General features: G+C 69.3%; 22 protein-coding genes, 1 tRNA gene and 1 pseudogene. 11 read left to right on the top strand and 13 right to left on the bottom strand.

The window, feature by feature from the left end; genetic code table 11:
- Positions 1-144: 144 nt before the first annotated feature.
- Positions 145-600: a GatB/YqeY domain-containing protein gene (locus D1832_RS14400; protein ID WP_118915056.1), complete on the bottom strand. Its 456-nt coding sequence runs from the start codon at positions 598-600 to the stop codon at positions 145-147.
- Between the two features lie 36 nt (positions 601-636).
- On the opposite strand from D1832_RS14400, the gene D1832_RS14395 reads away from it, so the two are divergent.
- Positions 637-1779 (top strand): metallophosphoesterase, encoded by a 1143-nt coding sequence (locus D1832_RS14395; protein ID WP_241511031.1) that lies wholly within the window; start codon positions 637-639, stop codon positions 1777-1779.
- Here the strand turns inward: D1832_RS14395 and D1832_RS14385 are convergent.
- Positions 1757-2659, bottom strand: a complete 903-nt coding sequence (locus D1832_RS14385) for a diacylglycerol/lipid kinase family protein (RefSeq protein WP_118915054.1) — start codon at positions 2657-2659, stop codon at positions 1757-1759. The genes D1832_RS14395 and D1832_RS14385 overlap by 23 nt on opposite strands.
- A 4-nt stretch (positions 2660-2663) precedes the next feature.
- A complete protein-coding gene (locus D1832_RS14380) occupies positions 2664-4370 on the bottom strand; it encodes an FAD-binding oxidoreductase (protein ID WP_118915053.1) in 1707 nt (568 codons plus the stop codon).
- A 63-nt stretch (positions 4371-4433) separates the two neighbouring features.
- On the opposite strand from D1832_RS14380, the gene D1832_RS14375 reads away from it, so the two are divergent.
- Positions 4434-5024 carry a TetR/AcrR family transcriptional regulator gene (locus tag D1832_RS14375; RefSeq protein ID WP_182434817.1) on the top strand — a complete coding sequence of 197 codons (591 nt, stop codon included), beginning with the start codon at positions 4434-4436 and terminating at the stop codon, positions 5022-5024.
- Positions 5021-6574, top strand: a complete 1554-nt coding sequence (locus D1832_RS14370) for a glycerol-3-phosphate dehydrogenase/oxidase (RefSeq protein ID WP_118915049.1) — start codon at positions 5021-5023, stop codon at positions 6572-6574. Before D1832_RS14375 ends, D1832_RS14370 begins: the two co-directional genes overlap by 4 nt.
- A 68-nt stretch (positions 6575-6642) precedes the next feature.
- Here the strand turns inward: D1832_RS14370 and D1832_RS14365 are convergent.
- A tRNA-Pro gene (locus D1832_RS14365) sits at positions 6643-6716 on the bottom strand.
- Positions 6717-6924: 208 nt separating this feature from the next.
- Here D1832_RS14365 and D1832_RS14360 point away from each other — a divergent pair.
- Complete coding sequence (locus tag D1832_RS14360; RefSeq protein ID WP_118915047.1) at positions 6925-7146, top strand: hypothetical protein; 222 nt, start codon at positions 6925-6927, stop codon at positions 7144-7146.
- Here the strand turns inward: D1832_RS14360 and D1832_RS14355 are convergent.
- Positions 7115-7801, bottom strand: a complete 687-nt coding sequence (locus D1832_RS14355; RefSeq protein ID WP_241511030.1) for a LysR substrate-binding domain-containing protein — start codon at positions 7799-7801, stop codon at positions 7115-7117. The two genes, D1832_RS14360 and D1832_RS14355, sit on opposite strands and share 32 nt — an antisense overlap.
- A gap of 45 nt (positions 7802-7846) precedes the next feature.
- Entirely contained in the window at positions 7847-7999 is a 153-nt protein-coding gene (locus D1832_RS15970) for a LysR family transcriptional regulator (RefSeq protein WP_241511029.1), read from the bottom strand.
- Positions 8000-8171: 172 nt separating this feature from the next.
- Between D1832_RS15970 and gabT the strand changes: the two genes are divergently transcribed.
- From gabT to D1832_RS14340, 3 genes are all read left to right on the top strand, one after another.
- Entirely contained in the window at positions 8172-9518 is a 1347-nt protein-coding gene (gene gabT, locus D1832_RS14350) for a 4-aminobutyrate--2-oxoglutarate transaminase (protein WP_118915045.1), read from the top strand.
- Positions 9519-9594: 76 nt separating this feature from the next.
- Positions 9595-11052, top strand: coding sequence for an NAD-dependent succinate-semialdehyde dehydrogenase (locus D1832_RS14345; RefSeq protein ID WP_118915044.1), 1458 nt, complete (start codon positions 9595-9597; stop codon positions 11050-11052).
- Positions 11052-12461 carry an NAD-dependent succinate-semialdehyde dehydrogenase gene (locus tag D1832_RS14340; protein ID WP_182434816.1) on the top strand — a complete coding sequence of 470 codons (1410 nt, stop codon included), beginning with the start codon at positions 11052-11054 and terminating at the stop codon, positions 12459-12461. Before D1832_RS14345 ends, D1832_RS14340 begins: the two co-directional genes overlap by 1 nt.
- 403 nt (positions 12462-12864) lie before the next feature.
- On the opposite strand, the gene D1832_RS14335 is transcribed toward D1832_RS14340, so the two are convergent.
- On the bottom strand, positions 12865-14601 hold the full coding sequence (locus tag D1832_RS14335) for a thiamine pyrophosphate-binding protein (RefSeq protein ID WP_118915040.1): 1737 nt from the start codon (positions 14599-14601) through the stop codon (positions 12865-12867).
- On the bottom strand, positions 14598-15620 hold the full coding sequence (gene speB / locus D1832_RS14330; RefSeq protein ID WP_118915038.1) for an agmatinase: 1023 nt from the start codon (positions 15618-15620) through the stop codon (positions 14598-14600). The genes D1832_RS14335 and speB overlap by 4 nt, the downstream gene beginning before the upstream one ends.
- A gap of 236 nt (positions 15621-15856) precedes the next feature.
- Between speB and D1832_RS14325 the strand changes: the two are divergent.
- Together D1832_RS14325 and D1832_RS14320 are read left to right on the top strand one after the other, a co-directional pair.
- Positions 15857-16429 (top strand): annotated as a pseudogene (locus tag D1832_RS14325) (sodium:solute symporter); the annotation flags it as partial.
- A 71-nt stretch (positions 16430-16500) separates the two neighbouring features.
- A complete protein-coding gene (locus tag D1832_RS14320) occupies positions 16501-16959 on the top strand; it encodes a hypothetical protein (protein ID WP_118915036.1) in 459 nt (152 codons plus the stop codon).
- 102 nt (positions 16960-17061) lie between these two features.
- Here the strand turns inward: D1832_RS14320 and D1832_RS14315 are convergent, their stop codons facing one another.
- The 5 genes from D1832_RS14315 to D1832_RS14295 all read right to left on the bottom strand — a co-directional run bounded on the left by D1832_RS14315 (position 17062) and on the right by D1832_RS14295 (position 22781).
- Complete coding sequence (locus tag D1832_RS14315) at positions 17062-17634, bottom strand: helix-turn-helix domain-containing protein (protein WP_047312513.1); 573 nt, start codon at positions 17632-17634, stop codon at positions 17062-17064.
- Between the two features lie 81 nt (positions 17635-17715).
- The gene (locus tag D1832_RS14310; protein ID WP_118915034.1) at positions 17716-19404 is read right to left on the bottom strand and encodes a flavin monoamine oxidase family protein; all 1689 of its coding nucleotides are present in this window, start codon (positions 19402-19404) and stop codon (positions 17716-17718) included.
- A 127-nt stretch (positions 19405-19531) separates the two neighbouring features.
- Entirely contained in the window at positions 19532-20341 is an 810-nt protein-coding gene (locus D1832_RS14305; protein ID WP_118915033.1) for a nitrilase-related carbon-nitrogen hydrolase, read from the bottom strand.
- 16 nt (positions 20342-20357) lie between these two features.
- Positions 20358-21986 (bottom strand): acyl-CoA dehydrogenase family protein, encoded by a 1629-nt coding sequence (locus D1832_RS14300; protein WP_118915031.1) that lies wholly within the window; start codon positions 21984-21986, stop codon positions 20358-20360.
- Positions 21987-22004: 18 nt separating this feature from the next.
- Complete coding sequence (locus D1832_RS14295) at positions 22005-22781, bottom strand: PaaX family transcriptional regulator C-terminal domain-containing protein (protein WP_206609415.1); 777 nt, start codon at positions 22779-22781, stop codon at positions 22005-22007.
- 103 nt (positions 22782-22884) lie between these two features.
- Between D1832_RS14295 and D1832_RS14290 the strand changes: the two genes are divergently transcribed.
- Both D1832_RS14290 and D1832_RS14285 read left to right on the top strand, forming a co-directional pair.
- Positions 22885-24066: an acyl-CoA dehydrogenase family protein gene (locus tag D1832_RS14290; protein ID WP_118915027.1), complete on the top strand. Its 1182-nt coding sequence runs from the start codon at positions 22885-22887 to the stop codon at positions 24064-24066.
- A 124-nt stretch (positions 24067-24190) separates the two neighbouring features.
- Positions 24191-24829 (top strand): DsbA family oxidoreductase, encoded by a 639-nt coding sequence (locus D1832_RS14285; RefSeq protein ID WP_118915026.1) that lies wholly within the window; start codon positions 24191-24193, stop codon positions 24827-24829.
- Positions 24830-24966: the final 137 nt, after the last annotated feature.

Raw genomic sequence — 24966 nt, 5'->3', positions numbered from 1 at the left:
ATGGGCATCCATCGCAGCCAAGAACGCTGCCTTCACCCCGCCAACCGACACAGTCCTCGCAACTCCCAAAAAGTCTGGGTGTTGCGAGGACTGCTAGAACCCGCCGATCGGTGCGGGGCCCTCGCGCGTATCCAGGAGCGTGCGTCAAGCAAGAGCCTTCTTGACGGCGGCAGCGACGCGACCACCCTCGGCCTGGTCGCCGATCTTGGGCTTCACGACGCCCATGACCTTGCCCATGTCCTTCATGCCGGACGCTCCGGTGGCGGCGACGGCCTCGGCCACGACGGCGTCGATCTCCTCGTCGGACAGCTGCTTGGGCAGGTAGCCCTCGAGGCAGGCGAGCTCGGCTTGCTCCTTATCGGCGAGCTCGGTGCGCCCGGCGCCGATGAACGCGTCGGCGGCCTCGCGGCGCTTCTTCGCCTCTTTGACAACGACGGCCATGACCTCGTCGTCGGTGAGGTCGCGGTGCTCCTTGCCGGCCACCTCAGCGTTCGAGACGGCCGTGAGGACCATCCGCAGGGTGGAGCTGCGCACGCCGTCCCGCTCACGGATCGCGTCGGTGAGGTCGCTCTGCAGTCGGGCCTTGAAGGATTCGCTCATGGGGCCATTCTTTCACCCCGGTGAGAGAATCTCGGCATGAGTTTTCACTGCCCCTCGACCTCGAACGCCGCCCTCCGCACCGCCGCAGGCGCGGTGGCCGCAGGCGTCGGGGCACTCGCGTGGGGCACGCTCGTCGAGCGCAACTGGTACGCGTTGCGCCGGTTCGAGATGCCGGTGCTCGCGCCCGGCAGTGCTCCACTACGGGTGCTGCACGTGAGCGACCTTCACATCGTGCCGCGTCAGGAGCGACGTATTCAGTGGGTGCGCGAACTGGCCCGTCTGGAGCCCGACTTCGTCATCAACACCGGTGACAACCTCAGTGACGAGGACGCCATCCCATCGGCGCTGCGCGCGATGGAACTGCTCATGGCGTTCCCCGGCGCCTTCGTCTTCGGCTCGAACGACTACTTCTACCCGAAGCTGAAGAACCCGCTGCGCTACTTCGACGACTCGCACGCGAAGGGCGATGAGATGGGCGTGGGCAGGTTCGATGTCGAGCCGCTGCGTTCCGGGTTCACCGGGGGCGGATGGCTCGACCTCACCCATCGACGCGAGCGAGTCGAGGTGGCGGGGGTTCCGCTCGAACTCGTCGGGGTCGACGATCCGCATCTTGAGTACGACGAGTACAACACGGTGTCCGCCGAGGCGGCGTCGCGGCGCGGTGAGGTGGCCGCGACGCTCGGCGTCGTCCACGCCCCCTACACCCGGGTGCTCGATGCGATGACAGCCGACGGCGCCGACGCCATCATCGCGGGGCACACGCACGGCGGGCAGCTCGCGGTGCCGTTCTACGGCGCGCTCGTCACGAACTGCGACCTCGACGTCTCCCGCGTCAAGGGCGTCTCGCGCTGGTGGCCGGGGGCGTCGGGAGTCGACTCGACACAGCGCGTCACTCTCGGGCCGGATGCTCGAAGCCTCGACGGCTCGCCCCTGCGCACCGCCGAGGAGATCGGTGACCGTTTCGACGTCCTCGAAGCACACACGGTGCGAAGCAGCGGCGTCTCGCACGCGGAGGAGTCGGCGCGTCAGCGGCGCCGCACGGCTCTGCCGTCGTCGAAGGCGCCGGACGACGCGGCCTGGATGCACGTCTCGGCCGGGCTCGGCCACAACAAGTACACGCCGATCCGCTTCGCCTGCCGCCCGGAGGCGACCCTCCTCACGCTGACGGCGCGGGACTGACCGGCGCGAGAACGCGCAGGGCGTCGGGCTTCACCGTGAACGTGCGGACGCCCTCGGCGGGTGCCGCGAGGTCGCCGTCGAGGTAGAGATCTGCGCCGGTCGGTTCGAGCACCTCGACGACGGAGCCGCGGTAGGCACGCACGGATCGTCCGTCGACGTGGGTGCCCGAGTACAGCTTCGGAAGCATGGCCGGGTAGCGGTAGCGCGGCATGTCGGCGACGACGGTGACGTCGAGCAGCCCGTCGTCCATCGAGGCCTCGGGGTTGACGCGCATCCCCGCGCCGTAGCGTCCCGAGTTGCCGATGGCGACGTTCCACCCGGTGAAGTCGAACGTTTCGCCGTCGATGCGCAGGCTGATGCGGTGCGGATCCATGTGCACGAGGGCCCGCGCGCCGCCGTAGGCGTAGACGAGCGCGCCCGGAACGAACGAGGGCGCGTCGTTGGCGTAGGTGTTGGCGAGCGAGTCGTAGCCGAGCGTCGCCACACCGAGGAACGGCACGTCACCGGCCATGCCGACGTCGACGCGGCGTTCGATGGCCAGCGGGAGTCGGGAGGCGACCTCACGCAGATGGCGCGGCGCCCCGAGCGCTCGGACGAAGTCGGCACCACGGCCAGCAGGCAGCGGCGCCATGAGTGCACCGCTGGTCATTACGCCGGCGGCGACGCGTGCGAAGAGGCCGTCGCCGCCGAGCGCAGCGACGAGGGTGTCGGGGTCGACCGAGGCGGCGACCTGCGTCGCGTGCTCGGCCGATTCCGTGACAACGACCTCGACGTCCCACCCGTGCGAGCGCAGGATGTCGCGCGTCGGGTCGACGAGCGCCCGCGTCCGCCCGCCGCGCGACGCGGGGTTGACGACGAGGAGCGTTCTGCGTGCGGCCATGACGTCAGTCTCGTTCCGCTGGGCCCGGTGATGCGGCTGAATCGGGAGTGTTGCCGGCGTCGGGCAGGAGCTTGCCCGGGTTGAGAATGCCGCTGGGATCGAGCTCGTTCTTCACGGCGCGCAGGATGCGCACGCCGAGGTCGCCGATCTCCTCGCCCACCCACGGGCGGTGATCGGTGCCGACGGCGTGGTGATGGCTGATCGTGCCCCCGGCGGCGGCGATGGCGTCACCGACGGTGCACTTGACGCGGCTCCACTGCGCGAGCGGGTCGGTCTCGGCGGCGGAGAAGAACGTGAAGTACAGGGATGCGCCACCGTCGTAGAGGTGCGAGACGTGGGCCTGGACGACGGCCTTCTCCCCCACCGACGCGTGGATCGCCTCGACGACCTTCGCGTAGAGATGCGGGATGTTGCTCCACATCGTCGCGGTCTCGAGCGTCTCGACAAAGATGCCGCGATCCATGAGGTGATCGCGCTGGTAGGGGCCGCGGAAGCGGTGCGACATCCAGTGCTCGGCGATGCTCGACGGCGCCTTGCGCCCGCCCTCGGCCTTGAGGATGCGCTCGGCACGTTTGCGGCGCGCGGCGAGGTCTGCGACGTCGGTGTCCTCCCACTGGAAGACGCCGAGACAGGGGTGCTTCATGCCGCGCAGGCCGAGGTAGCCCATGGCCGGGATGCCGGTGCTCGCCTGGGCGAGCACGATGAGGCTCTCCTCGACGTCCGAGAGTCGGCTGACGTCGGGCATGACGCCGTGGCCAAGCTCCTGCGCGAGACGGCGGAAGGCGGTGAGGCCTTGCTCGAAGGTCGGGAAGGCCCAGGTGGCCTGTTCGGATTCGGTCGGCGCGGGGTGCACCTGCATCGTCACCTCGGTGATGACGCCGAGTGTGCCCTCACTACCGATGAGAACGTCGATGAGTTTCGGGCCGACGGCGGTGGCCGACGTCGGCGTTCGCCCACCGAGGCTGAGCTCGCCTTCGGGCGTCGCGAGCTTCACGGCGACGACGTTCTCCTCGAAGCGGCCGTACCCGCTCGAGGCCTGGCCGGAACTGCGCGTGACGAGGAAGCCACCGACGGTGGCCTGCTGGAAGCTCTGCGGGAAGTGGCCGAGCGTCAGGCCGTGGGGCTCGAGGGCCGCCTCGACCTCGGGGCCGCGCATGCCGGGCTGGAGCACGGCCGTCATCGAGGTCTCGTCGAGGTCGAGCAGGCGGTTGAGGCGCCGCAGGTCGAGACTGATGACGGCGGCGAAGCGGCCACGCACCGGGTCGACGCCGCCGACGACGCTCGTGCCGCCGCCGAAGGGCACCACCGCGACGTCGTGCGCGGCGCAGGCGCGCAAGACCGCGACGACCTCATCGGATGTTCCGGGGAAGACGACGGCGTCGGGCGCGTGGCTGCCGTCGCCGGCACGGAGGCGGTAGAGGTCCGGGTAGCTCTTGCCACCGGCGTGCTCGACGCGGTCGAGTCGTTCGGTGCTGACGTGCTCCGCACCAACGGCCGAGCGCAGCGCCTCAAGGGCGTCGGCGTCAATGGCCGGTTCAGGGAGACGAACGTCGTCGAGGGCGACGGGCGAGGTGTTGACGGCGGCAGGCTCGACGCCGCGCACCAGCTTGAGGGCGCGCCAGACGTAGCCGGGCAGCACCGACTTCGCCTCGGGGTCGCCCCAGCCGTGCCAGATCGAGCGCTGCGGGAGCTGCGTCAGGAGATTCGCCATGGCCACATCATGCCCGATGTGAGACACTTCGACAACAGATGTCTCAATGTCTCAGGAGTGGTCGTGGAGGGCAGCATCGACGAGCGCGTGCTCGCGGCGACACGCGCCGAGGTCGTCGCGTTCGGCCTGCGCAGGGCGACGATGACGTCGATCGCCAAACGGGCCGGCATCGGTCGGGCCACGCTCTACCGACGCGCTACGTCACTCGACGAACTCGTGCGCGACGCGCTGGTCGACGACTACGCGCGCATGGCCGGAGAACTCGCTGACGTGGCCCATGCCGCCGGTGAACGCACGACACGGGCCGACATCGTCCGGCTCGCACGCGCGATTCTCGAGAAGTTGAGCCAGGACGCGCTGTTGCGCGCGCTGCTCGACCACGACCCCGAGTTATTGCTGCCGTATCTCGTCGATCGGCTCGGGCGCAGCCAGGAGATCCTCGTCGCCGGGTTCGAGAACGCGCTACGCGAAGCCCAGTTGGAGGGAAGCGTCCGGGCTGCAGACCCGCGGGTACTCGCCGTCGGCGCGCTCCAGGCACTCACGCCGTTCGTCGTGAGCCGTCGGGTGCTCGAAAGCGTTGCGCCGCACGAGATGTGGCTCGACGAGGCCGCCCACTTGCTCGACGCCTACCTCGCCCCGAAGGAGCCCGCATGAGCACGCCGATCGATCGCAGCGCCCTCAACGCTGCGCAGCGTGCCGCGGCCCTGCAGCGCCTGGCGAACGAGCGGTACGACGTCATCGTCGTCGGCGGAGGCGTGACGGGGGCGGGCGTCGCGCTCGACGCGGCGTCGCGCGGTTTGCGGACGGCGCTCGTCGAGCGGGTCGACCTGGCGGCGGGGACGAGCCGATGGAGCAGCAAGCTCGTCCACGGTGGGCTGCGATACCTCGCGAAGGGAGATCTGCCGATCGCGTACGAGTCGGCGCGCGAACGTCATCACCTCATGACGACGATCGCGCCGCACCTCACGCGCCCGCTCGCCAACATCGCGCCGGACACCTCCCCCGCCGAGAGTGCGCTGGCCGACACCGGCATCCTGCTGGCCGATGGCTTGCGGCGCGCGGCCGGGACGCCGTCGTCACTCTTGCCGCGGCCGAGGCGCTTGGGCGCCGATGCCGCGCGCCGCCTCGTGCCGGGTGTTCGCGCCGGGACGCGCGGGATCCGCTTCACGGACGGTCAGCTCGAGGACGACGCGCGCTTCGTCGCGACGCTGGCGCGGACTGCGGCCGCGCACGGCGCCGACGTGGTGACGCGGTGTGGCGCAGTGCCGCTCGACGCGGACCGCGTTGAGCTGACGGACGAACTGACTGGTGAGAGTTTCGTCGCGCACGGGCACGTCGTGCTCGCGACGGGTGTATGGAGTGGCGAGACGGAGCCCGCGATCAGTGTGACGCCGTCGCGCGGCTCGCACCTCGTGCTGCCCGCGGCGGCGTTGGGGCATCCGACGGCGCAGCTCAACGCGCCGGTGCCGGGTCACTTCGGACGGTTCGTGTTCGCCATCCCGATTGGCGACGAGCTCGTGTTGCTGGGGCTGACGGACGAGCTGGATGCGAACGCGGACCCGCTCGCGCCTTCGGTGCCCCATGCGGACGAGCGGTTCCTGCTCGAGACGATCAATGCGTCGATGGAGCGGCCGCTCACTTCGGCGGACGTCGTGGGCCGCTTCGCGGGGTTGCGTCCCCTCGTTGCGCTGTCGAGCGCGGTTGCCGGCGGGAATGCCCCGACGGCGGACGCGTCGCGCAAGCACCTGCTGCTCGACGAGCCGGGTCGGCCGATCACGATCACGGGCGGCAAGTTCACGACGTACCGGCGCATGGCCGAGGACGCGGTGGACGCGGTCGCGAAGCGCGTCGACACATCGACACAGGTGCGCGACTGCCGCACGACAGAGCTACCGCTGCTCGGCGCTGCACCGCGTGACGCGCTGGCCCGCTCCTCCGCGACGCCGCGCTACGTGCGCCGGTACGGGACGCTGGCGTCACAACTCGACGAGCTCGTGCGCGCCGACCCGTCCCTGGCGCGGCCGGTGGCTGACGGGTGCGCGACGACCCGCGCGGAGTTCGCGTACGCCATCTCCCACGAGGGCGCGCTGCTGCCGAGGGATCTCGTGGACCGCCGCACCCGCGTCAGCTTCGTGGACGCCCACGTGCCCGAGGCGACCGAGACGGCGCAGGAGTTGCTGGAAGCAGCCGTCGTCACCGACTGACGGCAGGGACGACAAAAGTCTGAGGGGCTGCACTGATCAGTGCAGCCCCTCAGACTTTTTTCACGATGTCGGGGTGACAGGATTTGAACCTGCGACCTCGTCGTCCCGAACGACGCGCGCTACCAAGCTGCGCCACACCCCGCGACTCTCGTCATTGTCGCCACCGAACACGTTCGGCAGCGACACCACACTGTACATGGGCGAATCGGAGCACGCGAATCCGCGATAGGCTACGGTGACGTAACCGGCATCACATCCAGATCGGCTCCCGCACCCGAGGTGATTCACGATGACCGCACAACTGCAGTCGCCGCACACGTCCCGCGTCGACACGGGCCCCACCGAAGTGGGTGAACGCCTCCTGCACCCGGGGCACCCTGCGCGATGCGTTGCGCCTCAAGGGCATCTCGACGACCGACGCCCGCGGCGCCCGCGCCATCGACCGCGCCGAGCGCTCACGCGGTGAGGCCGCCGACCGTCCGCGCGTGAAGTTCGTGACGACCGACGAGCTCGCTCGCACGGCGGCCCGCGGGCGTCGCCTCAGCGTCCGCGGCCGTAGCGCTCGCGGGTGAACGACGCGAGGTCGCCCGCCAGACGCTCGAGCGTCGCTGCAGCGTGGTGACCGCGTTGCCACGCGGCGTGCAGACGCACCGTCAGGGCCCGCCCGTCGTCGTCATGGATGGCCAGTGGCACGAGCCCGAAGCGCGGGTCGTCGGTGAGCACGCAGACGCCGCGGGCGGATGCCGCGACGGCCTGCGCAACGACGGGTGAACCGAACTGCGCCGTCGGCTCCACGCCGAGCCCGGCTGCGTTCATCGAGGCGTCGAAGATGCGCCGCGCGTGGAAGCTGCGCTCGAGGAGCAACAGGTCGGCCTCGGCCAACTCCGTGAGGTCGACGCCTTCGCGAGAAGCCCACGGATGCGTCGGCGCCACGTACGCCCACAACCCCAGCTCGGCGACGATGCTCGAGGCGAAGTCCCGCGGCGGCGCGACAGGTGCGACGACGAGATCGGCCCCGCGTCGCAGTGTTTGGTAGATGCCGTCGACCTGCGCCTCGTCGATACGTGGCAACGGCGCGTCCGCGCCCCACGTCGCCACCCACGGCGCCAGGACGTCGTCACGCGTCGTTCCCGGCGCGACGAGGCGCACGTGCTGCAACCGACCGGCCGCCACTCCCCTGGCGGCAGTGCTGACGTCCTCCGCCTGCCGCAGGAGTCGGCGCGCCACGGGCAGCACGTCGCGCCCCGCGGAGGTGAGACGCAGACGCCCGTCCTAGCGGTCGAAGAGCCAGATCTTCAACTGCCGTTCGAGTTGTTGGATCTGCCGCGTCACGGCGGGTTGGCCGACCCCCAGACGCTTCGCGCCGGCCGTCACCGTGCCGGCGTCGGCCACCTCGACGAAGCAACGCACCGCGCGCAGTTCCATGCCCTCACCTCACGCCGACGAACCCCTCGCAGGGGCATTCCAGATTGGAATGCCAATCATCGAAAACTGATATTGGACAGCATAGGTGCGAGCGGCGAGAGTTGGCCTCAGACCCTTGTGTCCACCACCGCGCACGACGGCGGTGGCACCAACCTTCGAGAGGAAACCGACGATGACCACGTCCTCGCAGATCCCCCAGGAGCGCAAGCTCGTCACCTCGATCCCCGGCCCGAAGAGCCAGGAGCTGCACCAGCGCACGAAGGCTGCAGTCTCCGCGGGCGTCGGCATCGGCCTGCCGGTGTACGTCGAGCGCGCGGGCGGTGGCATCCTCGTCGACGTCGACGGCAACCAGCTCATCGACTTCGGCTCCGGCATCGCCGTCACGAGCGTCGGCAACTCGGCCCCGAAGGTCGTCGAGAAGGCCAAGAACCAGCTCGACGACTTCACGCACACCTGCTTCGGGGTGACGCCGTACGAGGAGTACACGGCCGTCTGCGAGAAGCTCAACGAACTCACCCCCGGTGACCACGAGAAGCGTTCGGCGCTGTTCAACTCGGGCGCCGAGGCCGTCGAGAACGCCATCAAGATCGCACGCCACCACACCGGGCGCACCGCCGTCGTCGCGTTCGACCACGCCTACCACGGCCGCACCAACCTGACGATGGCGCTCACGGCCAAGAACATGCCGTACAAGCAGGGCTTCGGCCCGTTCGCCTCGGACGTCTACCGCATGCCGATGGCCTACCCCTTCCGTTGGCCCGGCAACCCCGAGACGATCGTCGAGGACGCCTTCGAGGCATTCACCTCGGCCGTCCACGCGCAGGTCGGCGAGCAGAACGTCGCCGCCGTCATCATCGAGCCCATCCAGGGTGAGGGTGGCTTCATCGTGCCGCCGACAGGCTGGCTCGCGAAGATCGCCGAATGGTGCCGTGAGAACGGCATCGTCTTCATCGCCGACGAGGTGCAGAGCGGCTTCTGCCGCACCGGCGACTGGTTCGCGTGCGAGGCCGAGCGCGTCGTCCCCGACCTCATCACGACGGCCAAGGGCATCGCGGGCGGTCTGCCGCTCGCTGCCGTGACGGGCCGCGCCGAGATCATGGACGCCGTCCACGCCAGCGGCCTCGGTGGCACCTACGGCGGTAACCCCGTCGCCTGCGCCGGTGCGCTCGGCGCCATCGAGACCATGCAGAGCGAGAACCTGCCGGCGCGCGCCAAGGAGATCGAGAAGATCTTCCGCGAGCGCCTCGGCGAGATCGCGAAGAAGCACGACGTCATCGGCGACATCCGTGGCCGCGGCGCCATGATGGCCGTCGAGATCGTCAAGCCGGGCACGAAGGAGCCCGACGCCGACCTCACGAAGAAGGTCGCAGGCCTGTCGAACAGCGAGGGCGTCGTCACCCTGACAGCCGGTACGTACGGCAACGTCCTGCGCTTCCTGCCGCCGCTCGTCATCGACGACGCGCTGCTCGGCGAGGGCCTCGACATCATCGCGGCCTCGTTCGACTCCGCTCTCTCCTGACCCTTTGTCGGACCTGCCCACTAGCGTGAAGGGCAGGTCGACCTCGTTCTTCGCTCCAGACAAGGAGATTCGTTCCATGGTTGATGTCAAGAAGCTCATCGGCTCGGTTCCCACCGGCCTGTTCATCGGTGGCGAGTGGCGTGACGCCGAGGGTGGCAAGACCCTCGAGGTCACGAACCCCGCCACGGGCGAGGTGCTCGCGAAGGTGGCCGACGCGTCGCCCGCCGACGGCGACGCCGCCCTCACCGCAGCCGCCGAGGCGCAGGCCGAGTGGGCCGCCACCCCGGCCCGCGACCGTTCGGAGCTGCTGCGCAAGGCGTTCGAGCTCATCACCGAGCGCGCCGACGACTTCGCCGCACTCATGACCCTCGAGATGGGCAAGCCCTTCGCCGAGGCCAAGGGAGAGGTGACGTACGGCTCCGAGTTCTTCCGCTGGTTCGCCGAGGAAGCCGTGCGCATCTCGGGCACGTACATGCCGGCGCCGAACGGCGCCTCGCGCCTGCTCACGATGAAGCAGCCCGTCGGCCCGTGCCTCATGGTGACGCCGTGGAACTTCCCGCTCGCCATGGGTACGCGCAAGATCGGCCCGGCCCTCGCGGCCGGCTGCACCATGGTCGTCAAGCCCGCTTCGGAGACGCCCCTGACGATGCTCGCGCTCGCTGCGCTGCTCGAGGAGGTCGGTGTGCCGAAGGGCGTCGTCAACGTCATCACGACCACCGACTCCGGTGGCGTCATGGAGCCGCTCATCCGTGACCCGCGTGCCCGCAAGCTGACGTTCACCGGCTCCACCGGTGTCGGCCGCAAGCTCGTCGAGCAGAGCGCCGAGCAGCTGCTGCGCGTTTCGATGGAGCTGGGTGGCAACGCGCCGTTCATCGTCTTCGACGACGCCGACCTCGACGCCGCCGTCGAAGGCGCCATGGCCGCCAAGATGCGCAACATCGGTGAGGCCTGCACCGCGGCCAACCGCATCTACGTGCACGCCGATGTGGCCGAGGAGTTCGGCGACAAGTTCTCCGCCAAGATGAAGGCGATGACGGTCGGCAACGGCATGGACGAGGGCGTCACCGTCGGTCCGCTCATCACCGAGAAGGCCGTCAAGAACGTCAAGCGCCTCATCGAGTCGGCCGTCGGCGACGGCGCGACGAAGGTGTGCGGCGACGACGAGGTGCCCGCCGGCGGTCACTTCGTCGCCCCGACGGTGCTCACGGACGTCTCGCCGACGTCGGACATCGTGCGTGAGGAGATCTTCGGCCCGGTGGCCGCGATCCAGACGTTCACCGACGAGGACGACGTCATCAAGCGCGCCAACGACACCGAGTACGGCCTCGCGGCGTACTTCTTCACCACCGACTTCTCGCGCGCCATGCGTGTCTCGGAGAAGCTCGAGTACGGCATGGTCGGCGTCAACGCGGGCGTCATCTCCAACGCGGCCGCACCGTTCGGTGGCGTCAAGGCATCCGGCTTCGGTCGCGAGGGTGGCTTCGACGGCATCGACGAGTACCTCGAGACGAAGTACGTGGGAATGACGATCTGATGTCGGACGCCATCTACAAGGTCACGAACCCGCTGACGGGTGAGGTCGAGGAGACCTTCCCGACGGCGAGTGACGAGCAGGTCAAGGCCGCGCTCGAGGCTGCGTACGAGGCGCGTGCGTCCTGGCGTGCCACCCCGCTCGAGGAGAAGGTCGCGGTGATGAACCGCGTCGCGGACCTCTACGACGCACGCCAGGACGAGCTGGCCCGCATCATCGGCGTGGAGATGGGCAAGCCCTCCTCGCACGCGACGGGTGAGGTGTGGCTGGCCGGTGACATCCACAGGTTCAACGCGAAGCACGCTGCCGAGGCCTTGACCGACGTCGAGCTCGACCTGGGCGAGCGTGACGGGCGCGCGTTCATGCGCAAGGAGCCGATCGGCGTCATCGTCGGCGTCATGCCGTGGAACTACCCGTACTACCAGGTCGCTCGCTTCGCGGCGCCGAACCTGTTGTTGGGCAACACGATTCTGCTCAAGCACGCGCCGCAGTGCCCCCGCTCGGCGGCCGTCATCGAGGAGATCTACAGCGAGGCCGGCGTGCCGGAGGGTGTCTACACCAACCTGTACGCGACGAACGAGCAGATCGCCTCGCTCATCGAGGACCCGCGCGTGCAGGGCGTTTCGCTCACCGGTTCCGAGCGGGCCGGGTCGGCCGTCGGCGAGAACGCCGGGCGCAACCTCAAGAAGGCTGTGCTCGAACTCGGCGGCTCCGACCCGTTCATCGTGCTGCCGGACGCCGACCTGGAGAAGGCCGTCGCCGACGGCGTTTCCGGACGCTTCGAGAACTCGGGGCAGGCGTGCAACGCGGCGAAGCGGTTCATCGTCATCGGCGACGAGGCGTACGACTCGTTCGTGTCGCGTTTCTCGGAGGCCGTCGAGGCGCTCGTCATGGGCGACCCGGCGGACGAGAAGACCGACGTGGGCCCGCTCGTCAACGAGGACGCGGCCCAGGGCATCCAGTCGCAGATCGACGACGCCGTGCAGGCGGGCGCTCGTGTCATCACCGGTGGCACGCGACCCGACCACGCGGGTTCGTTCGTCACGCCGACGGTCCTCACGGACGTCACGCCCGAGATGCGCGCGTGGTCGGAGGAGATCTTCGGCCCGGTCGCCGTCGTCTACAAGGCGAAGGACGAGGCCGACGCGGTACGCATTGCGAACGACACTCTGTTCGGGTTGGGCGCCTCGGTGCACTCGGCGTCGGTCGACGCCGCGATGCGCGTGGCCGACCAGCTCGAGTCGGGCATGGTGTCGATCAACGAGCCGCCCGGCTCGTCGTCCGAGCTGCCCTTCGGCGGAGTGAAGCGCTCCGGCTTCGGGCGTGAGCTAGGCACGTACGGGTTCGAGGAGTTCAGCAACCACCGGATGATCCGCATCGCCGGCGACAAGGCGGCTGCCTCGTCCGAGTGACGCCGGTTTCCCCGCTTGCGCGAGATGTGGCGCGATGGGGGAAAGTCGACAACGAAGCGTCCCCACGTGCGCGACTTCTCGCGCACGTGGGGACGTTTCGTTTCGGTGGGGCGGTCCCCGTCGCAGTGCCAGCAACCGTTGGGCAGAGTTTCCTACGGTTGGGCCGAGGTAATCACTACCCAACCGAAGGAGAGTCTGCCCAGCGACGACGAGCGCCTCCTGTCAGCGGGCGCCAGCCGTCGCCAGCTCGGCCGGCTCGTCGGCCGTCACACTCGGCTGTGCCGAGGCGGCCCCTACCCAATCGCAGGAAAGCCTGCCCAGCGCCAAACGTCCGCACCAACGACGAACCGCCCGCCGCCCGCTGATCAGCGAGGCGACGGGCGGCACGACCCGAGACGGATCGTCAGCTCATGGCAAACATCTCGAGGTGCGTCTTGACGACGATGACGCGCGGGCCGGTGACCGACGCGTCGAACGTCGCACGCAGAGCATCGGTGAGCTCCGAGTAACCCGCGTCGTCACCGACCGAGACCTCCTGCGCCTCGACGCCGAACGCCCTGGCAAGCGTGATGAAGTCCGGGCGGGCGAGCTCGGTGTGGGTGGCCTGCCCGAAGGTGGCCACCATGTACTCGCGCAGGATGCCGTAGCCGCCGTCGTCGACGATGAGCCACGTCACCGGGATGCCGTGCTGCACAGCGGTGGCCAGCTCCGAGATCGAGTACATCGCCGAGCCGTCACCCGCGACGGCGACGACGCGCTCGCTGCCGCCGACCGAGAACTCCGCGTCGACGTCGGAGAGCTTCAGCCCGCGCTTCTCCGCGAGCGCCACGGCGCCGCCGAGGGCTGCGGGGAACGCGAAGCCGAGGCCGCCGGCGCCCTGGCCGGAGTGGAAGCCGCCGGTGCGGCCGTCCCAGCAGTTCCAGCCCCAGTAGGCGGCGATCGTCATGTCCCAGAACGTCGGCACGTTGTCGGGGATGCCGGCACGGATGGCGTCCATGAACGCGCGCTCGTGCGCGAGGTCCTGCCCGTCGAGGCGCTCGACGATGGCCTTGCGCGCCTGCGCGGCCCGCTCGGCGCCCGACTCGCGACCTTCCGTCGGCTGCGAGGGGTAAGCCGAAACGAACGCCTCGAGCGCGGCCTTCGCGTCACACGCGATACCGAGTGCGGGGTGGTTCGACTCGAGCACGCGCGGCTCGGCGTCGACGTGGATGAGCTTGCCGGACGGCTCGAGCGTGAAGTAGTTCGACGTCACCTCACCGAGCGACGTGCCGACGGCGAGCAGGACGTCGGCGTCGGCGAGCAGGTCGGTGACCGCACGGTCCTCGACCCACGACCCCATCGACAGCGGGTGCTCGACGGGGAAGCCCGAGTTGCCGCCCGGCGAGCAGACGACGGGGGCGTCGAGCTTCTCGGCGAGGGTGAGCAGCGCCTTCTCCGCACCGGCGCGGCGCACACCACCACCGGAGACGATGGCGGGACGCTTCGCCGAAGCGAGCAACTGCACTGCGGCCCAAACGAGTTCGGGGCGCGGCCCCTCGGGCGTCGGGGAGGCGTTGGCCGTGCGGATCGGCGGGATCTCCGTCTTGGCCAGCAGGACGTCCTGCGGCACCTCGACCCAGACCGGCCCACGCGGGTAGGTCATCGCTTCCAGCCACGCCGACTCGATGGCCGTCGGGATGGCGGCGTGGTGCGTCACCGTGCGCTGAGACTTCGTGACGTCGATGGCGGCGCGACGCTGCTCGTCGAGCTGGTGAAGCATGCCGCGACGCGCACCGCCGAGGCCGGAGACCGGCACCTGCGACGCGACGACGACCATCGGAACCGAGGTGGCGTACGCCTCCTGCAGACCCGGAAGCGCCGTCAACGCGCCGGGGCCGGTGGAGAGGAAGAGCGCCGCCGGCTTGCCCGAGACGCGCGAGTACCCGTCGGCCGCGAAAGCAGCGTCGTTCTCGACGCGGCTACTCATGAAGTGCAGCCCCGAACGGCGCAGCGCGTCGAACAGGCCCAGCGCGTGCTGGCCCGGGATGCCGAACACGGTCGTCGTGCCGAGCGCCTCGAGCGTCTCGACGACGAGGTCGCCACCGTTGCGGATCTTCGGAGCGGCTTCCCCTGCCGCCGTCGAACGGATCTGTTCGCTCACTTGCTCTCCCCGTAGGTCGTGTTGGACTCGCCGTAGGCCGGGCCGCCCGCGGGGGCGTCCGTGCCGAGTGCGAGCAGCGACATGTACTCGTACACGACGTTCGCCGCGGCGAGACCCGTGAGCTCGGCGTGGTCGTACGGCGGGGCGACCTCGACGACGTCGGCGCCGATGAGGTTCGTGCCGCGCAGGCCGCGCAGAATCTCGAGCAGCTCGCGCGACGTCAGACCGCCCGGCTCGGGCGTTCCGGTGCCGGGCGCGTGGGCCGGGTCGAGAACATCGATGTCGAGCGAGACGTACAGCGGACGGTCGCCCACGCGCTCACGCAGGAAGCCGATGACCTCTTCGACACCCATGCGCATGACGTCGTTGCTCGTCACGACACCGAAGCCGAAGCGCGCGTCGTCCTCGAGATCCTGCGTGCCGTAGAGCGGGCCGCGGGTGCCGACGTGGCAGACGCCCGAGGAGTCGATGATGCCTTCCTCGAACGCGCGACGGAACGGCGTGCCGTGCGTGTACTCGGCGCCGAAGTAGGTGTCCCACGTGTCGAGGTGGGCGTCGAAGTGCAACAGCGCGACGGGGCCGTGCTTCTTGGCGTGCGCGCGCAGCAGCGGCAGGGCGAGGGTGTGATCGCCGCCGATCGTGATGAGCGACGTGTCGTCGCTGACGAACTGCGCCGCGGCCTCCTCGGCCGTCTTGAGCGCCTCGTCGATGTTGAACGGGTTGAGTGCCACGTCACCGGCGTCGGCGACCTGCAGCTCCGCGAACGGCGAGACCGACTGCGCGGGGTTGAACGGACGCAGGAGGCGCGAGCTCTCACGCACGTGCGTCGCACCGAAGCGCGCACCGGGGCGGTAGGAGACGCCCGAGTCCCAGGGCATGCCGACGACGGCGACGTCCGCCTTGGACACGTCCTCGATGCGCGGCAGGCGCGCGAAGGTGCCCAGGCCCGCGTAGCGCGGGGTGAGTGCGGCGTTGACCGGGCCGATGCGGCCGTTCGTCTCGACGCGGGGGTGGTCCATGTCGTGAGCTCCTTGAGTCGGCCTGGGTCGTCGTGGAACGGCCCAGATCACGTGCGTTCGATCACAATCAGGTTAACGGACGTGTTTACCCAGGGGAATCCGTTGTTTGTTACGGGTCGATCTCTCACATTGGTCGAACCCCCACTCCATGTGACGCAGACGACACACCGTGCCGTGTCACCATCCAGCGAAGGAGGCCCTTTCCGTGGACCTCAACCTCGCGATCGTCGTCCTGTGCGGCCCACGCCTCGCTGGGCGACAAGATCAAGGTGAAGGACGACGTCTACGCCGAGGTGGCCGACAAGATCCTGCCCGTCGGCATCGGCGGTCTCGTGCTCGCCGCCGCCGTCGCCGTCGCCGCCATGGTGTCGACCGCGTCCGGCGCGCTCATCGCCGCCGCGACCGTGGCCCGCAACGACGTCGTGCCGATGATCACCGGCAAGGCCAAGGCCGGCGGGGACATCGTCGTCGCGTCACTGACGATCGCGTACGACATCCTCGTAGGTGGTCTGCTCATCGCGATCCTCGGTGGCTTCGTGTGGAAGCGTGGCAACGGCCAGGGCGCTGCGGCGTCGATGATCGTCGGCACCGTGGTCACGCTCGGCACGATGGCCGTTCTCGCTGTTCAGCTGGGCGACCCGCTGCTCGGCATCCTCGACAACAAGCCGATCTACTTCGGCCTGCTCGCCTCCCTCGTCACGTTCGTCGCGGTCTCGCTCGGGACGAAGCCCGTGCGCCCCGAGGTGCGCGAGGAGTGGGACGCTCGCGTCAGCGGTCGCATCGAGACGGAAGGTGTTCGCACCTCCTGATCGAGGCGAACGCGTCGAACGGCGCCCGACGGTGACTTGCATCTCACCGCCGGGCGCCGTTTGCTTGATGCATGACCCAGAATCCGAACCCTTACGGCGACCCGCAGCAGGGTCAGAACCCTCAGCAGTACGGCGGGCAGACCGGCGCCTACGGTGCGCAGAACCTCCAGCAGCCTGGCGGGTACGGCCAGCAGGGCTACGGCGCGCCGCAGCAGCCTCCGTACGGCGGCTACCAGCAGCCGCAGCAGTTCGGCCAGCAGTACGGCCAGCAGTACGGCCAGCAGTACGGCCAGATGGCGCCGAAGCGCAGTGGCGTCGCGACGACGTTCGGCATCATCCTCGCCATCGTCGCCGGCATCATCGCACTGGGTGCGTTGGGCTCGACGGCCCAGAACCCGCCCTACGGAAGCGGCGCGGCCTACACGATCGGCTGGTTCATCGGCATGGCCATCTTCGTCGGCGTCCCGGCCCTCGGTGCCTACCTGTTGTTGACATCGCACAAGCGCAAGGCCAAGCGCCAGACCTGGTAGTCGACGCCAAGAAGGCCCCATGCGTGCGACATGTCGCGCCCATGGGGTTTTCTCGTGCGCAGATTTCCCCACAAGCGCGGCATGTCGCGCATGTGGGGACGATCAGCGGCTGTCGGGCACGAGCGTCATGAGGACGAGCGTCTCCTCGTCGTGGAGGTTGCGCCACGTGTGCGGCTCGCGGCCGGGGAAGGTGAGCGTGTCGCCCTCGCCCACTTCGAAGGTCTCGTCGTGCATACGCACCTCGAGTCGGCCAGTGACGACGTGCCACACCTCGACGTCGCAGTCGATGGCGTAGAGCTCGTTCTCTCCCGCGCCTCCCGGCGCGATGACCGCGCGCAGCACCTGCACGGCACGTTCCTCGCGGCTCGTCACGAGGCGCTCGTCGATGCCGTTTCCGCCCAGGTCGACGGGCGAGGCCTCCTCGAGCCGCACCAGCGACGTGCGCGGCGCCGTGAACAGCGAGCCGACGTCGATCTGCAGCACCTGACACAGCGTGACGAGTGACGCCACGGACGGCGACGTCAGGTCGCGCTCCACCCGGGAGAGGAAACCCTTCGTCATGCCGGCGAGCTGAGCCGTCTGCTCCAGCGTGTAGCGGCGGGCCAGGCGGGCGTTACGCAGGCGCGCGCCGACGGCCACGCTCTCGCGCAGGCCTTGAACCGGTAGCGACTTCATGCGCGCCTCTCGTCCCGAGTTGAGTTGCGCGAAACCCTACCCGTTCGCTGTTCCACCGAGGGAGATCGTCCGAATTCGGTCTCAGTCCAGGCTGATCGGGCCGTACTCGCCGAGCAGTTCGCCCGGTCCGGGGTTTTCCGGGCTGCACTCGCCGCCGAGATGCTTCATGACACCCCAGACGGCGTTGAGGCCCGTCTGCACGGCGCCCTCGGCCCAGCCGGCCGTCCACGAGATGTCGTCGCCCGCGAGGAAGATGCCGCGCTGGTGCTTGGGCAGGTCGTCCTTCGCGAAGTGCGTGAACAGCCGCTGCTGGTAGCGGTAGTGCCCCGGCAGGTTCGCCTTGAACGCGCCCATGAAGTTCGGGTCCGACTCCCACGACACCGTGATCGGCTGCCCGACGACGTGGCTCGCGATGTCGACGTCCGGGTAGATCTGCGCGAGCGAGTGCAGCATGAGCTCCATGCGCTGCGTCGCGTCGAGCGACAACCACTTCATCGCGTCGTCGTTCCACGTGTACGACAGCAGGATGACGCCAGGCTTGTCCGGGCCGTCGTCGAGCAGGTACGTGGCGCGGTTGAGGCGGTCGGTGAGCGTCATCGACATGACGTCCTGGCCGGTCTTCGGGTCCTTGTCCTTCCAGAACGGCCGGTCGACCATGACGAACGTCTTCGAGCTCTGCATGTAGTGCGAGCGTTCGAGCGCCATCCACATCTCCGGGGAGAACAGGGCCTCCTCGGTGTCGATGCGCGTCGACAGCAGCCACGACTGGCAGCTCGTGATGGCCGCCTTGTACGTCGCCTTGCGGCCCCAGCGTTCGGAGATCTCGATGTCGCCGTTCTCCGCGCGGCGGATGCGGCGCACCTCCCCCGCGGGAGCTCCGTTGTGCAGCGACCGCAGCGACGTGCCGGCCGGCCAGTGCTTCATCTCGGCCGGCTCGTACGCCCACAGCCCCTCCGGCAGACGCTGGGCGCCACCGAGGATGCGGCGGTGACGGTCGTCGGCGTCGGTGTAGACGACGCGCAGGATCTCGAGGATGGAGTTGGGGAAGTCGGTGTCCCAACCACCCGTGCCGAACCCGACCTGGCCGAACGCCTCGCGCGCCGCGAAACCCGCCTTCTTGAACGCGTCACTCGCCGCGATGAAGCCGTAGAACGTCTGCTCGTCCATGCGCGGCACGAGCTCGTTCCAGATGCGCTTGATCGTGGGCACGTCTCGCTCACGGATGGCGGTCTGCATCTCGAGGAACTGCGCGTCGTCCTCGACCGCGGCGCGCCAGGCGTCGGCCACGTGGCTGAAGAACTCGGGCAGGTCGGCGGGTGTCTCGGCGTAGTGCTTCACGCCGCCCAGCTCGACGACGGTGCTCGGCGTGACCTCCGAGAGCGGGTTGGGGAACGCCTCCGTCTCGAGGCCGACCATGTCGATGTAGTGGTAGAGCGCTTTGCTCGACTCGGGGAAGCGCATGCCGCCGAGGTCGACCGTGACGTCCTTCGCGGCGGCGAAGCTCTCCGAGCGCAGGCGCCCGCCGATGCGGTCGGCTTCGTAGACGACGGGCTTGAGGCCCATCTTCATGAGTTCGAGGGCCGCGACGAGGCCCGAGACACCGCCACCGACGACGGCAACCTCGGTGCCGTACATCTCCTCGGGCACGCTGCCGAGGCCGGCAGGGTGTGCGAGGAAGTGGTCGTAGCTGAAGGGGAAATCAGGGTTCAGCATCGTGATCGGAGGCTGCTTCGCGGCCCCGTCACTCGGAAACTCGGTCACTGCTGTCATGTCACCTTCACCCCTTCGGCGGTCGACTGCCGATCCGCGCGAACCCACGATGCCACAAGGAGGCGACGGACGTTGCTCCGAGAGCAACCATCGTCTTCAACCTGTTCGAATGTGAGGTCCGAGAAGCTCAGCCGTCGCGCTCCCAGGCGGCGTACGTCGTCGGGCGGCGACGGCCGAGGTAGTCCACCTCACGGCGAGCGGCGTCGATGTCGTCGCGCGTCACGTCGCCGAGGATGATGCGGGGTGCGTCGTCGCCCTCCGCGAGCAGACCGCCGTCGGGCCCGACGATGACGCTGCCGCCACCGAGCACGAGCCCGTCCTCCTCCCCCGTGTGGTTGGCGTACGCCAGCGCGACGCCGTTCTCGAGGGCGCGGGCGCGCAGGAGAACCTGCGGCACGTCGTCGAAACCGGCCGCGAGCGCCGTCGGTGCGAGGACCACGTCGGCCCCGGCCACGGCGGCGGCGCGCACGGCCTCGGGGAACTCGACGTCGAAGCAGATGAGCAGCGACACCCGCAGACCCGCGAGCTCCACCGCCGTCGGCGGGGCCTCGGAGCAGGCGAAGGCCCGCGGTTCGTCGTCGCCGAACAGGTGCACCTTACGGTACGTCACCGCGAGTTCACCGCTCGCGTCGAAGAGCACGGCGCAGATGTACTGACGCCGCTTCTCCTCGGCGAGCTCCTCGACCTGCGGGTAGCTCGCGACGAGGGCCACTTTGCGATGCTTCGCGATGCGGCCCAGCTCCGCGAGGATGCCGCGCTCGGCGTCGGGATCGACGGTGCGCAGCAACAGCGGCGCGTACCCGCTGACGAACAGTTCCGGCGTGACGAGGACGTCGGCACCCTCACCGGCCGCCCGCGCAGCGGCCTTGTCGATCGCCCGCAGATTGGCCGCCTGATCCCCGACGGTCGCGTTCGCCTGCATCACCGCAATTCGCATGGTGTGAGCCTAAGCGTCAGACCTTCGGCGTCGCCCGCTCGATGATCGCCGCGGTGTCGACGCCGCGTCCGAGGGTGCCGAACGCGTTGCCTGCTACGGCGGCGAGGCGCGAGCCGGTGAAGCCGTCGGCCACTGCCGGGTGACCGAAACGCACGAGCAGCGAGCCCTGCAGCGCGAGGGCGAGGCGTTCGACGACGGTGCGTGCCCGGTACTCGAGGTCGCCGGTGTCGGCGAACTCGTTCTTGAGCTCGGCGACGTAGGCGTCGAAGTGGGCGTCGGCTCCGGCAGCGGCGTCGAGTTCGTCGAAGAGAACCTCGAGCGACTCGGGCTGACGGGCGATGGCGCGCAACGTGTCGAGCGCGGCGACGTTGCCGCTTCCCTCCCAGATCGACAGCAGCGGTGACTCACGGAACAGGCGCGGCATCCGCGAGTCCTCTGCGTAGCCGTTGCCACCGAAGCACTCGAGCGCCTCGACGGCGTGCGACGGCCCGCGCTTGCACACGTAGTACTTGCTCACGGCGAGACCGATGCGGCGCAGCATGGCGGCGCGCTCGTCACCGGCGTGGGCCTTGTCGGTGAGGCCTGCGAGCCACAGCGCCACCGTCAGGGAGGCCTCGGCCTCGATCTCGAGATCGGCGATGACGTTGCGCATGAGCGGTTGATCGATGAGCGACTTGCCGAACGCCGCACGGTGCGTGACGTGGTGGGCGGCGCGCTGGACGCCCTGCGTCATGATCGTCGCGCTGCCGATCACGCAGTCGAGGCGCGTCACGTTGACCATCTCGATGATGGTGCGAACGCCGCGGCCCTCGTCGCCGAGGCGGTAGGCGACGGCGTTCTCGTACTCGATCTCGCTGCTCGCGTTGGAGTGGTTGCCGAGCTTGTCCTTGAGGCGCTGGATGCGGATCGGGTTGCGCGATCCGTCCTCGAGCACGCGCGGCACGACGAAGCAGGTCATGCCGCCGGGTGCCTGGGCGAGCGTGAGGAAGATGTCCGACATCGGGGCCGACGTGAACCACTTGTGGCCCACGAGGCGGTAGGTGCCGTCGGGCTGCGGTGTGGCGCTCGTCGTGTTGGCGCGCACGTCGGAGCCGCCCTGCTTCTCCGTCATCGACATTCCGGCGATGATTCCGGGCTTCGTCGGCGCGTAGGCGAGGTTCGGGTCGTAGCCGCGGGCCGTGAGCAGCGGCGTGTAGCGCGCGGCCAGTTCCTCGTCGGCGCGCAGTGCGGGGACGGCGGCGTACGTCATCGTGATCGGGCAGCCGTGCCCGGCGTCGGCGGTGATCCAGGCCGAGTACTTCGCCGCGCGCACGAGGTGCGCGTTCGGGTCGTCGCTGGCCCACGGCGCCCCGTGGAGGCCGAAGCGCGTCGCGTGCTCCATGAGCGAGTGGTAGGCCGGGTCGTACTCGACCTCGTCGATGCGGTTGCCGAACCGGTCGTGCGTGTGCAGCCGCGGCACGTTGCGCTCGGCGAGGTCGCCCCAGCGCAGTGCCTCACTCGAACCCGCGAGCGCACCGACCTCGTCGAGTTCGGCGAGCGACTCGCCCGCATCCGCCCGTTCGAGCGCTTCGCGCAGCACGGGGTAGGCCCCCGGGTTGTAGTCCTCGAGCGGCGTGGACTGGTTGAGCACCTCGTGGGTCTGCATGGTCTCTCCTCGTTCGGGTCAGGCGGCGGCGTAGGGGTGGGGGCTGAGACCGACGGTGCGGCGAAGTTCGGCGCGGTAGGCGTCGTACGTGCGACGCAGGCACTGCGCCGGCCAGTTCGTGGGGGCCAGGCTCTCGGGCAGCATCGGGTCGCTGCGCAGATGGCGGACGGTGGCCGCAGCCACGGCGAGACGCGTGGCCTCGTCGACGTCGGGGTTCTCGAAGGCGCGGACGAGTGCCTCGGAGCGAGCGGCCCACTCGTCGAGGTTCCACAGGCGGGCGACGAGGGCCTTCGCGGCCACTTCACCGCCATCGGGAATGGCAGTGAGGTGGACGAGTTCGTCGCGCTCGACGCGGGCCCCGGTCAGGTTGTCCGGGCGCATCCACACGCCCTCACGCAGTTCACCGAAGCGCGCCGCGCTCATGGCCCGACGCAGCTCTCCCCGATCGCTCGCGCTTCGACTGCCGGCCCCCACGACCACGGCCGTCACCCACCCGCCGTCGAATGGTTCTGTCGCCGGGGCGAGTTGCACGAGCGTCGCCTTCTGGCGCGCGGCGAGCCGGTCGGTGAGGGCGTAGACGCCGTCGGCCGTCGTGAGTTCACCGGCGGCGACGAGCCGCGACAGCGCGACGCGCATCGTCGGGCCACTGATGCCGAAGGTCTCCCCGAGACGCACGAGGTCGGCGCCGCGAAGCTCGGGCGGCTCCGCGCCGAGCAGCAGGCTGAGGGCAGCGGAGCGCGCGCTGAGAGGACGCAGGTCGCGCACCCAGGCCTCGGCACTCGCGGTCTCACTCACGGTCCAAGTATTACGTTTAACCAACGCCCGTGACCAGGGTGTAACACCAATCGGGCGAAGAAGTCCGCCGCGGCGTCGAGGTGAGGTGAGGCACGATGGATTCATGAGTGACTTCTCGCGCAACCCCCAGCTCAACCGCCTCCTCGGCATCGACGGTCTGCTCACCGAGGACGAGCGTGAGGTGCAGGCCCTCGTGCGTCGCTTCTGCGACGACCAGGTGCGCCCGCACCTGCCGACCTGGTACGACGAGGCCACCGTGCCTGCGCGTGAACTGGCGAAGGGCCTCGGCGATCTCGGTCTGCTCGGCATGCACCTCGAGGGCTACGGCTGTGCGGGTTCGACGGCGACGACGTACGGCATCGCCTGCCACGAGCTCGAAGCGGCCGACTCCGGCATCCGCTCGCTCGTGTCGGTGCAGGGCAGCCTCGCGATGTTCGCGATCTGGCGTTGGGGCAGCGAGGAGCAGAAGAACGAGTGGCTGCCCCGCATGGCCGCGGGCGAGGCCATCGGGTGCTTCGGCCTGACCGAGCCGGACTTCGGTTCCGACCCCGGCGGCATGCGCACCTTCGCCAAACGCGACGGCGACGACTGGGTGCTCAACGGCACGAAGATGTGGATCACGAACGGCAGCGTCGCCGACGTCGCCGTCGTCTGGGCGCAAACGGACGACAAGATCCGCGGCTTCGTCGTGCCCACCGACACTCCCGGCTTCACGGCCACCGAGGTGACGAAGAAGATGTCGCTGCGTGCCTCGGTGACCGCCGAGCTGTCGCTCGTCGACGTCCGCCTGCCCGCCGACGCGGTCTTCCCCGAGGTGCGCGGTCTCAAGGGCCCGCTCTCCTGCCTGTCGGAGGCGCGTTTCGGCATCGTCTTCGGATCGATCGGCGCGGCCCGCGACAGCCTCGAGACCGCCATCGACTACGCCGAGTCGCGCAAGGTCTTCGGCAAGCCGCTCGGCGGCTACCAGCTGACGCAGGGCAAGCTCGCCGACATGACGCTCGAGGTGAGCAAGGGCATGCTTCTCGCGCTGCACCTCGGCCGCCTCAAGGACGGCGACGGCGTCACGCCCGAGCAGATCAGCCTCGGCAAGCTCAACAACTGCCGCGAGGCCATTGCCGTGGCGCGCGAGTGCCGCACGATCCTCGGCGCGAACGGCATCTCCACCGAGTACTCGCCGATCCGTCACGCCGGCAACCTCGAGTCCGTCATGACGTACGAGGGCACGAGCGAGGTGCACCAGCTCGTCATCGGCAACGCACTGACGGGCGAGCCGGCCTTCCGCTGACAGTGGCTCACCTCGACATGTGAGTTGCGGTCCGGTGTGTGAGCTGCGCAGCTCACAGATCGGGCCAAAGCTCACAGGCTTGGAGCGGTCGGCACGTTCAGCCGGCGTTGCTAGTCTCACGAGCATGCAGCGCATCGACTTCTACTTCGACCTTTCGTGCCCCTTCTGCTGGATCACGAGCCGTTGGCTCCTCCAGGTCGAGAAGCAGCGCGACCTCGAGATCACGTGGCGCCCGTTCAGCCTCGCCATCAAGAACGACGAACTGGACGAGAACGGCCCCAACGAGAACCCGCACTCCGAGGGTCACCGTGGCGGCCACCGCGTTCACCGCATCATCGCTGCGGCCGCGGAGCAGGGCGCCTCGACGATCGACCTGTACTCGGCCTTCGGCCGTGAGGTGCACACCGCTGGCCGTGAGTTCGACGACGCCCTCGTCACCGAGGTCCTTTCCAACGCCGGTCTGCCCGCCGACCTGGCGAAGGCCGCGGAGGACACGTCGTGGGACGCCCACCTCGAGAGCGAGATGCAGTCCGCGCTCGACGCCGTCGGCGACGACACCGGCGTTCCGGTCATCGTCTTCGCCGACGACAACGGCGAGCGCCGCGGCTACTTCGGCCCCGTCCTCAACGTGATGCCGAACGAGGAGGAGGGCCTCGCCATCTGGGACGGCCTCTCCAAGCTCGCCCCGGTGACGTCGTTCTACGAGCTCAAGCGCACGCGTCCGGGCGGTGGCCCGGACACGGCCAGCACGAAGGGCCTCTGAGCCTCTCGCACAGACGAACGCCCCGACTCCGCGGCGGGTTCTAGCAGTCCTCGCAACACCCAGACTTTTTGGGAGTTGCGAGGACTGTGTCGGTTGGCGGGGTGAAGGCAGCGTTCTTGGCTGCGATGGATGCCCAT

Origin of the sequence: Dermacoccus abyssi, assembly GCF_003515945.1 — a bacterium.
In the GTDB taxonomy this organism is placed as follows: Bacteria; Actinomycetota; Actinomycetes; order Actinomycetales; family Dermatophilaceae; genus Dermacoccus; species Dermacoccus abyssi.
This window is presented reverse-complemented; position numbering and strand designations above follow the sequence as displayed.

Excerpts from the sequence above, each read along its gene's own strand:
- D1832_RS15970 (WP_241511029.1), bottom strand. The coding sequence starts at position 7,999 with ATGGAACTGCGCGCGGTGCGTTGCTTCGTCGAGGTGGCCGACGCCGGC.
- D1832_RS14290 (WP_118915027.1), top strand. The coding sequence starts at position 22,885 with ATGAGTGACTTCTCGCGCAACCCCCAGCTCAACCGCCTCCTCGGCATC.
- D1832_RS14380 (WP_118915053.1), bottom strand. The coding sequence starts at position 4,370 with ATGGCGAATCTCCTGACGCAGCTCCCGCAGCGCTCGATCTGGCACGGC.
- D1832_RS14370 (WP_118915049.1), top strand. The coding sequence starts at position 5,021 with ATGAGCACGCCGATCGATCGCAGCGCCCTCAACGCTGCGCAGCGTGCC.
- D1832_RS14395 (WP_241511031.1), top strand. The coding sequence starts at position 637 with ATGAGTTTTCACTGCCCCTCGACCTCGAACGCCGCCCTCCGCACCGCC.
- gabT (WP_118915045.1), top strand. The coding sequence starts at position 8,172 with ATGACCACGTCCTCGCAGATCCCCCAGGAGCGCAAGCTCGTCACCTCG.
- D1832_RS14300 (WP_118915031.1), bottom strand. The coding sequence starts at position 21,986 with ATGCAGACCCACGAGGTGCTCAACCAGTCCACGCCGCTCGAGGACTAC.
- D1832_RS14310 (WP_118915034.1), bottom strand. The coding sequence starts at position 19,404 with ATGACAGCAGTGACCGAGTTTCCGAGTGACGGGGCCGCGAAGCAGCCT.
- D1832_RS14315 (WP_047312513.1), bottom strand. The coding sequence starts at position 17,634 with ATGAAGTCGCTACCGGTTCAAGGCCTGCGCGAGAGCGTGGCCGTCGGC.
- D1832_RS14340 (WP_182434816.1), top strand. The coding sequence starts at position 11,052 with ATGTCGGACGCCATCTACAAGGTCACGAACCCGCTGACGGGTGAGGTC.
- D1832_RS14345 (WP_118915044.1), top strand. The coding sequence starts at position 9,595 with ATGGTTGATGTCAAGAAGCTCATCGGCTCGGTTCCCACCGGCCTGTTC.
- D1832_RS14385 (WP_118915054.1), bottom strand. The coding sequence starts at position 2,659 with ATGGCCGCACGCAGAACGCTCCTCGTCGTCAACCCCGCGTCGCGCGGC.
- speB (WP_118915038.1), bottom strand. The coding sequence starts at position 15,620 with ATGGACCACCCCCGCGTCGAGACGAACGGCCGCATCGGCCCGGTCAAC.
- D1832_RS14285 (WP_118915026.1), top strand. The coding sequence starts at position 24,191 with ATGCAGCGCATCGACTTCTACTTCGACCTTTCGTGCCCCTTCTGCTGG.
- D1832_RS14400 (WP_118915056.1), bottom strand. The coding sequence starts at position 600 with ATGAGCGAATCCTTCAAGGCCCGACTGCAGAGCGACCTCACCGACGCG.
- D1832_RS14320 (WP_118915036.1), top strand. The coding sequence starts at position 16,501 with ATGACCCAGAATCCGAACCCTTACGGCGACCCGCAGCAGGGTCAGAAC.
- D1832_RS14305 (WP_118915033.1), bottom strand. The coding sequence starts at position 20,341 with ATGCGAATTGCGGTGATGCAGGCGAACGCGACCGTCGGGGATCAGGCG.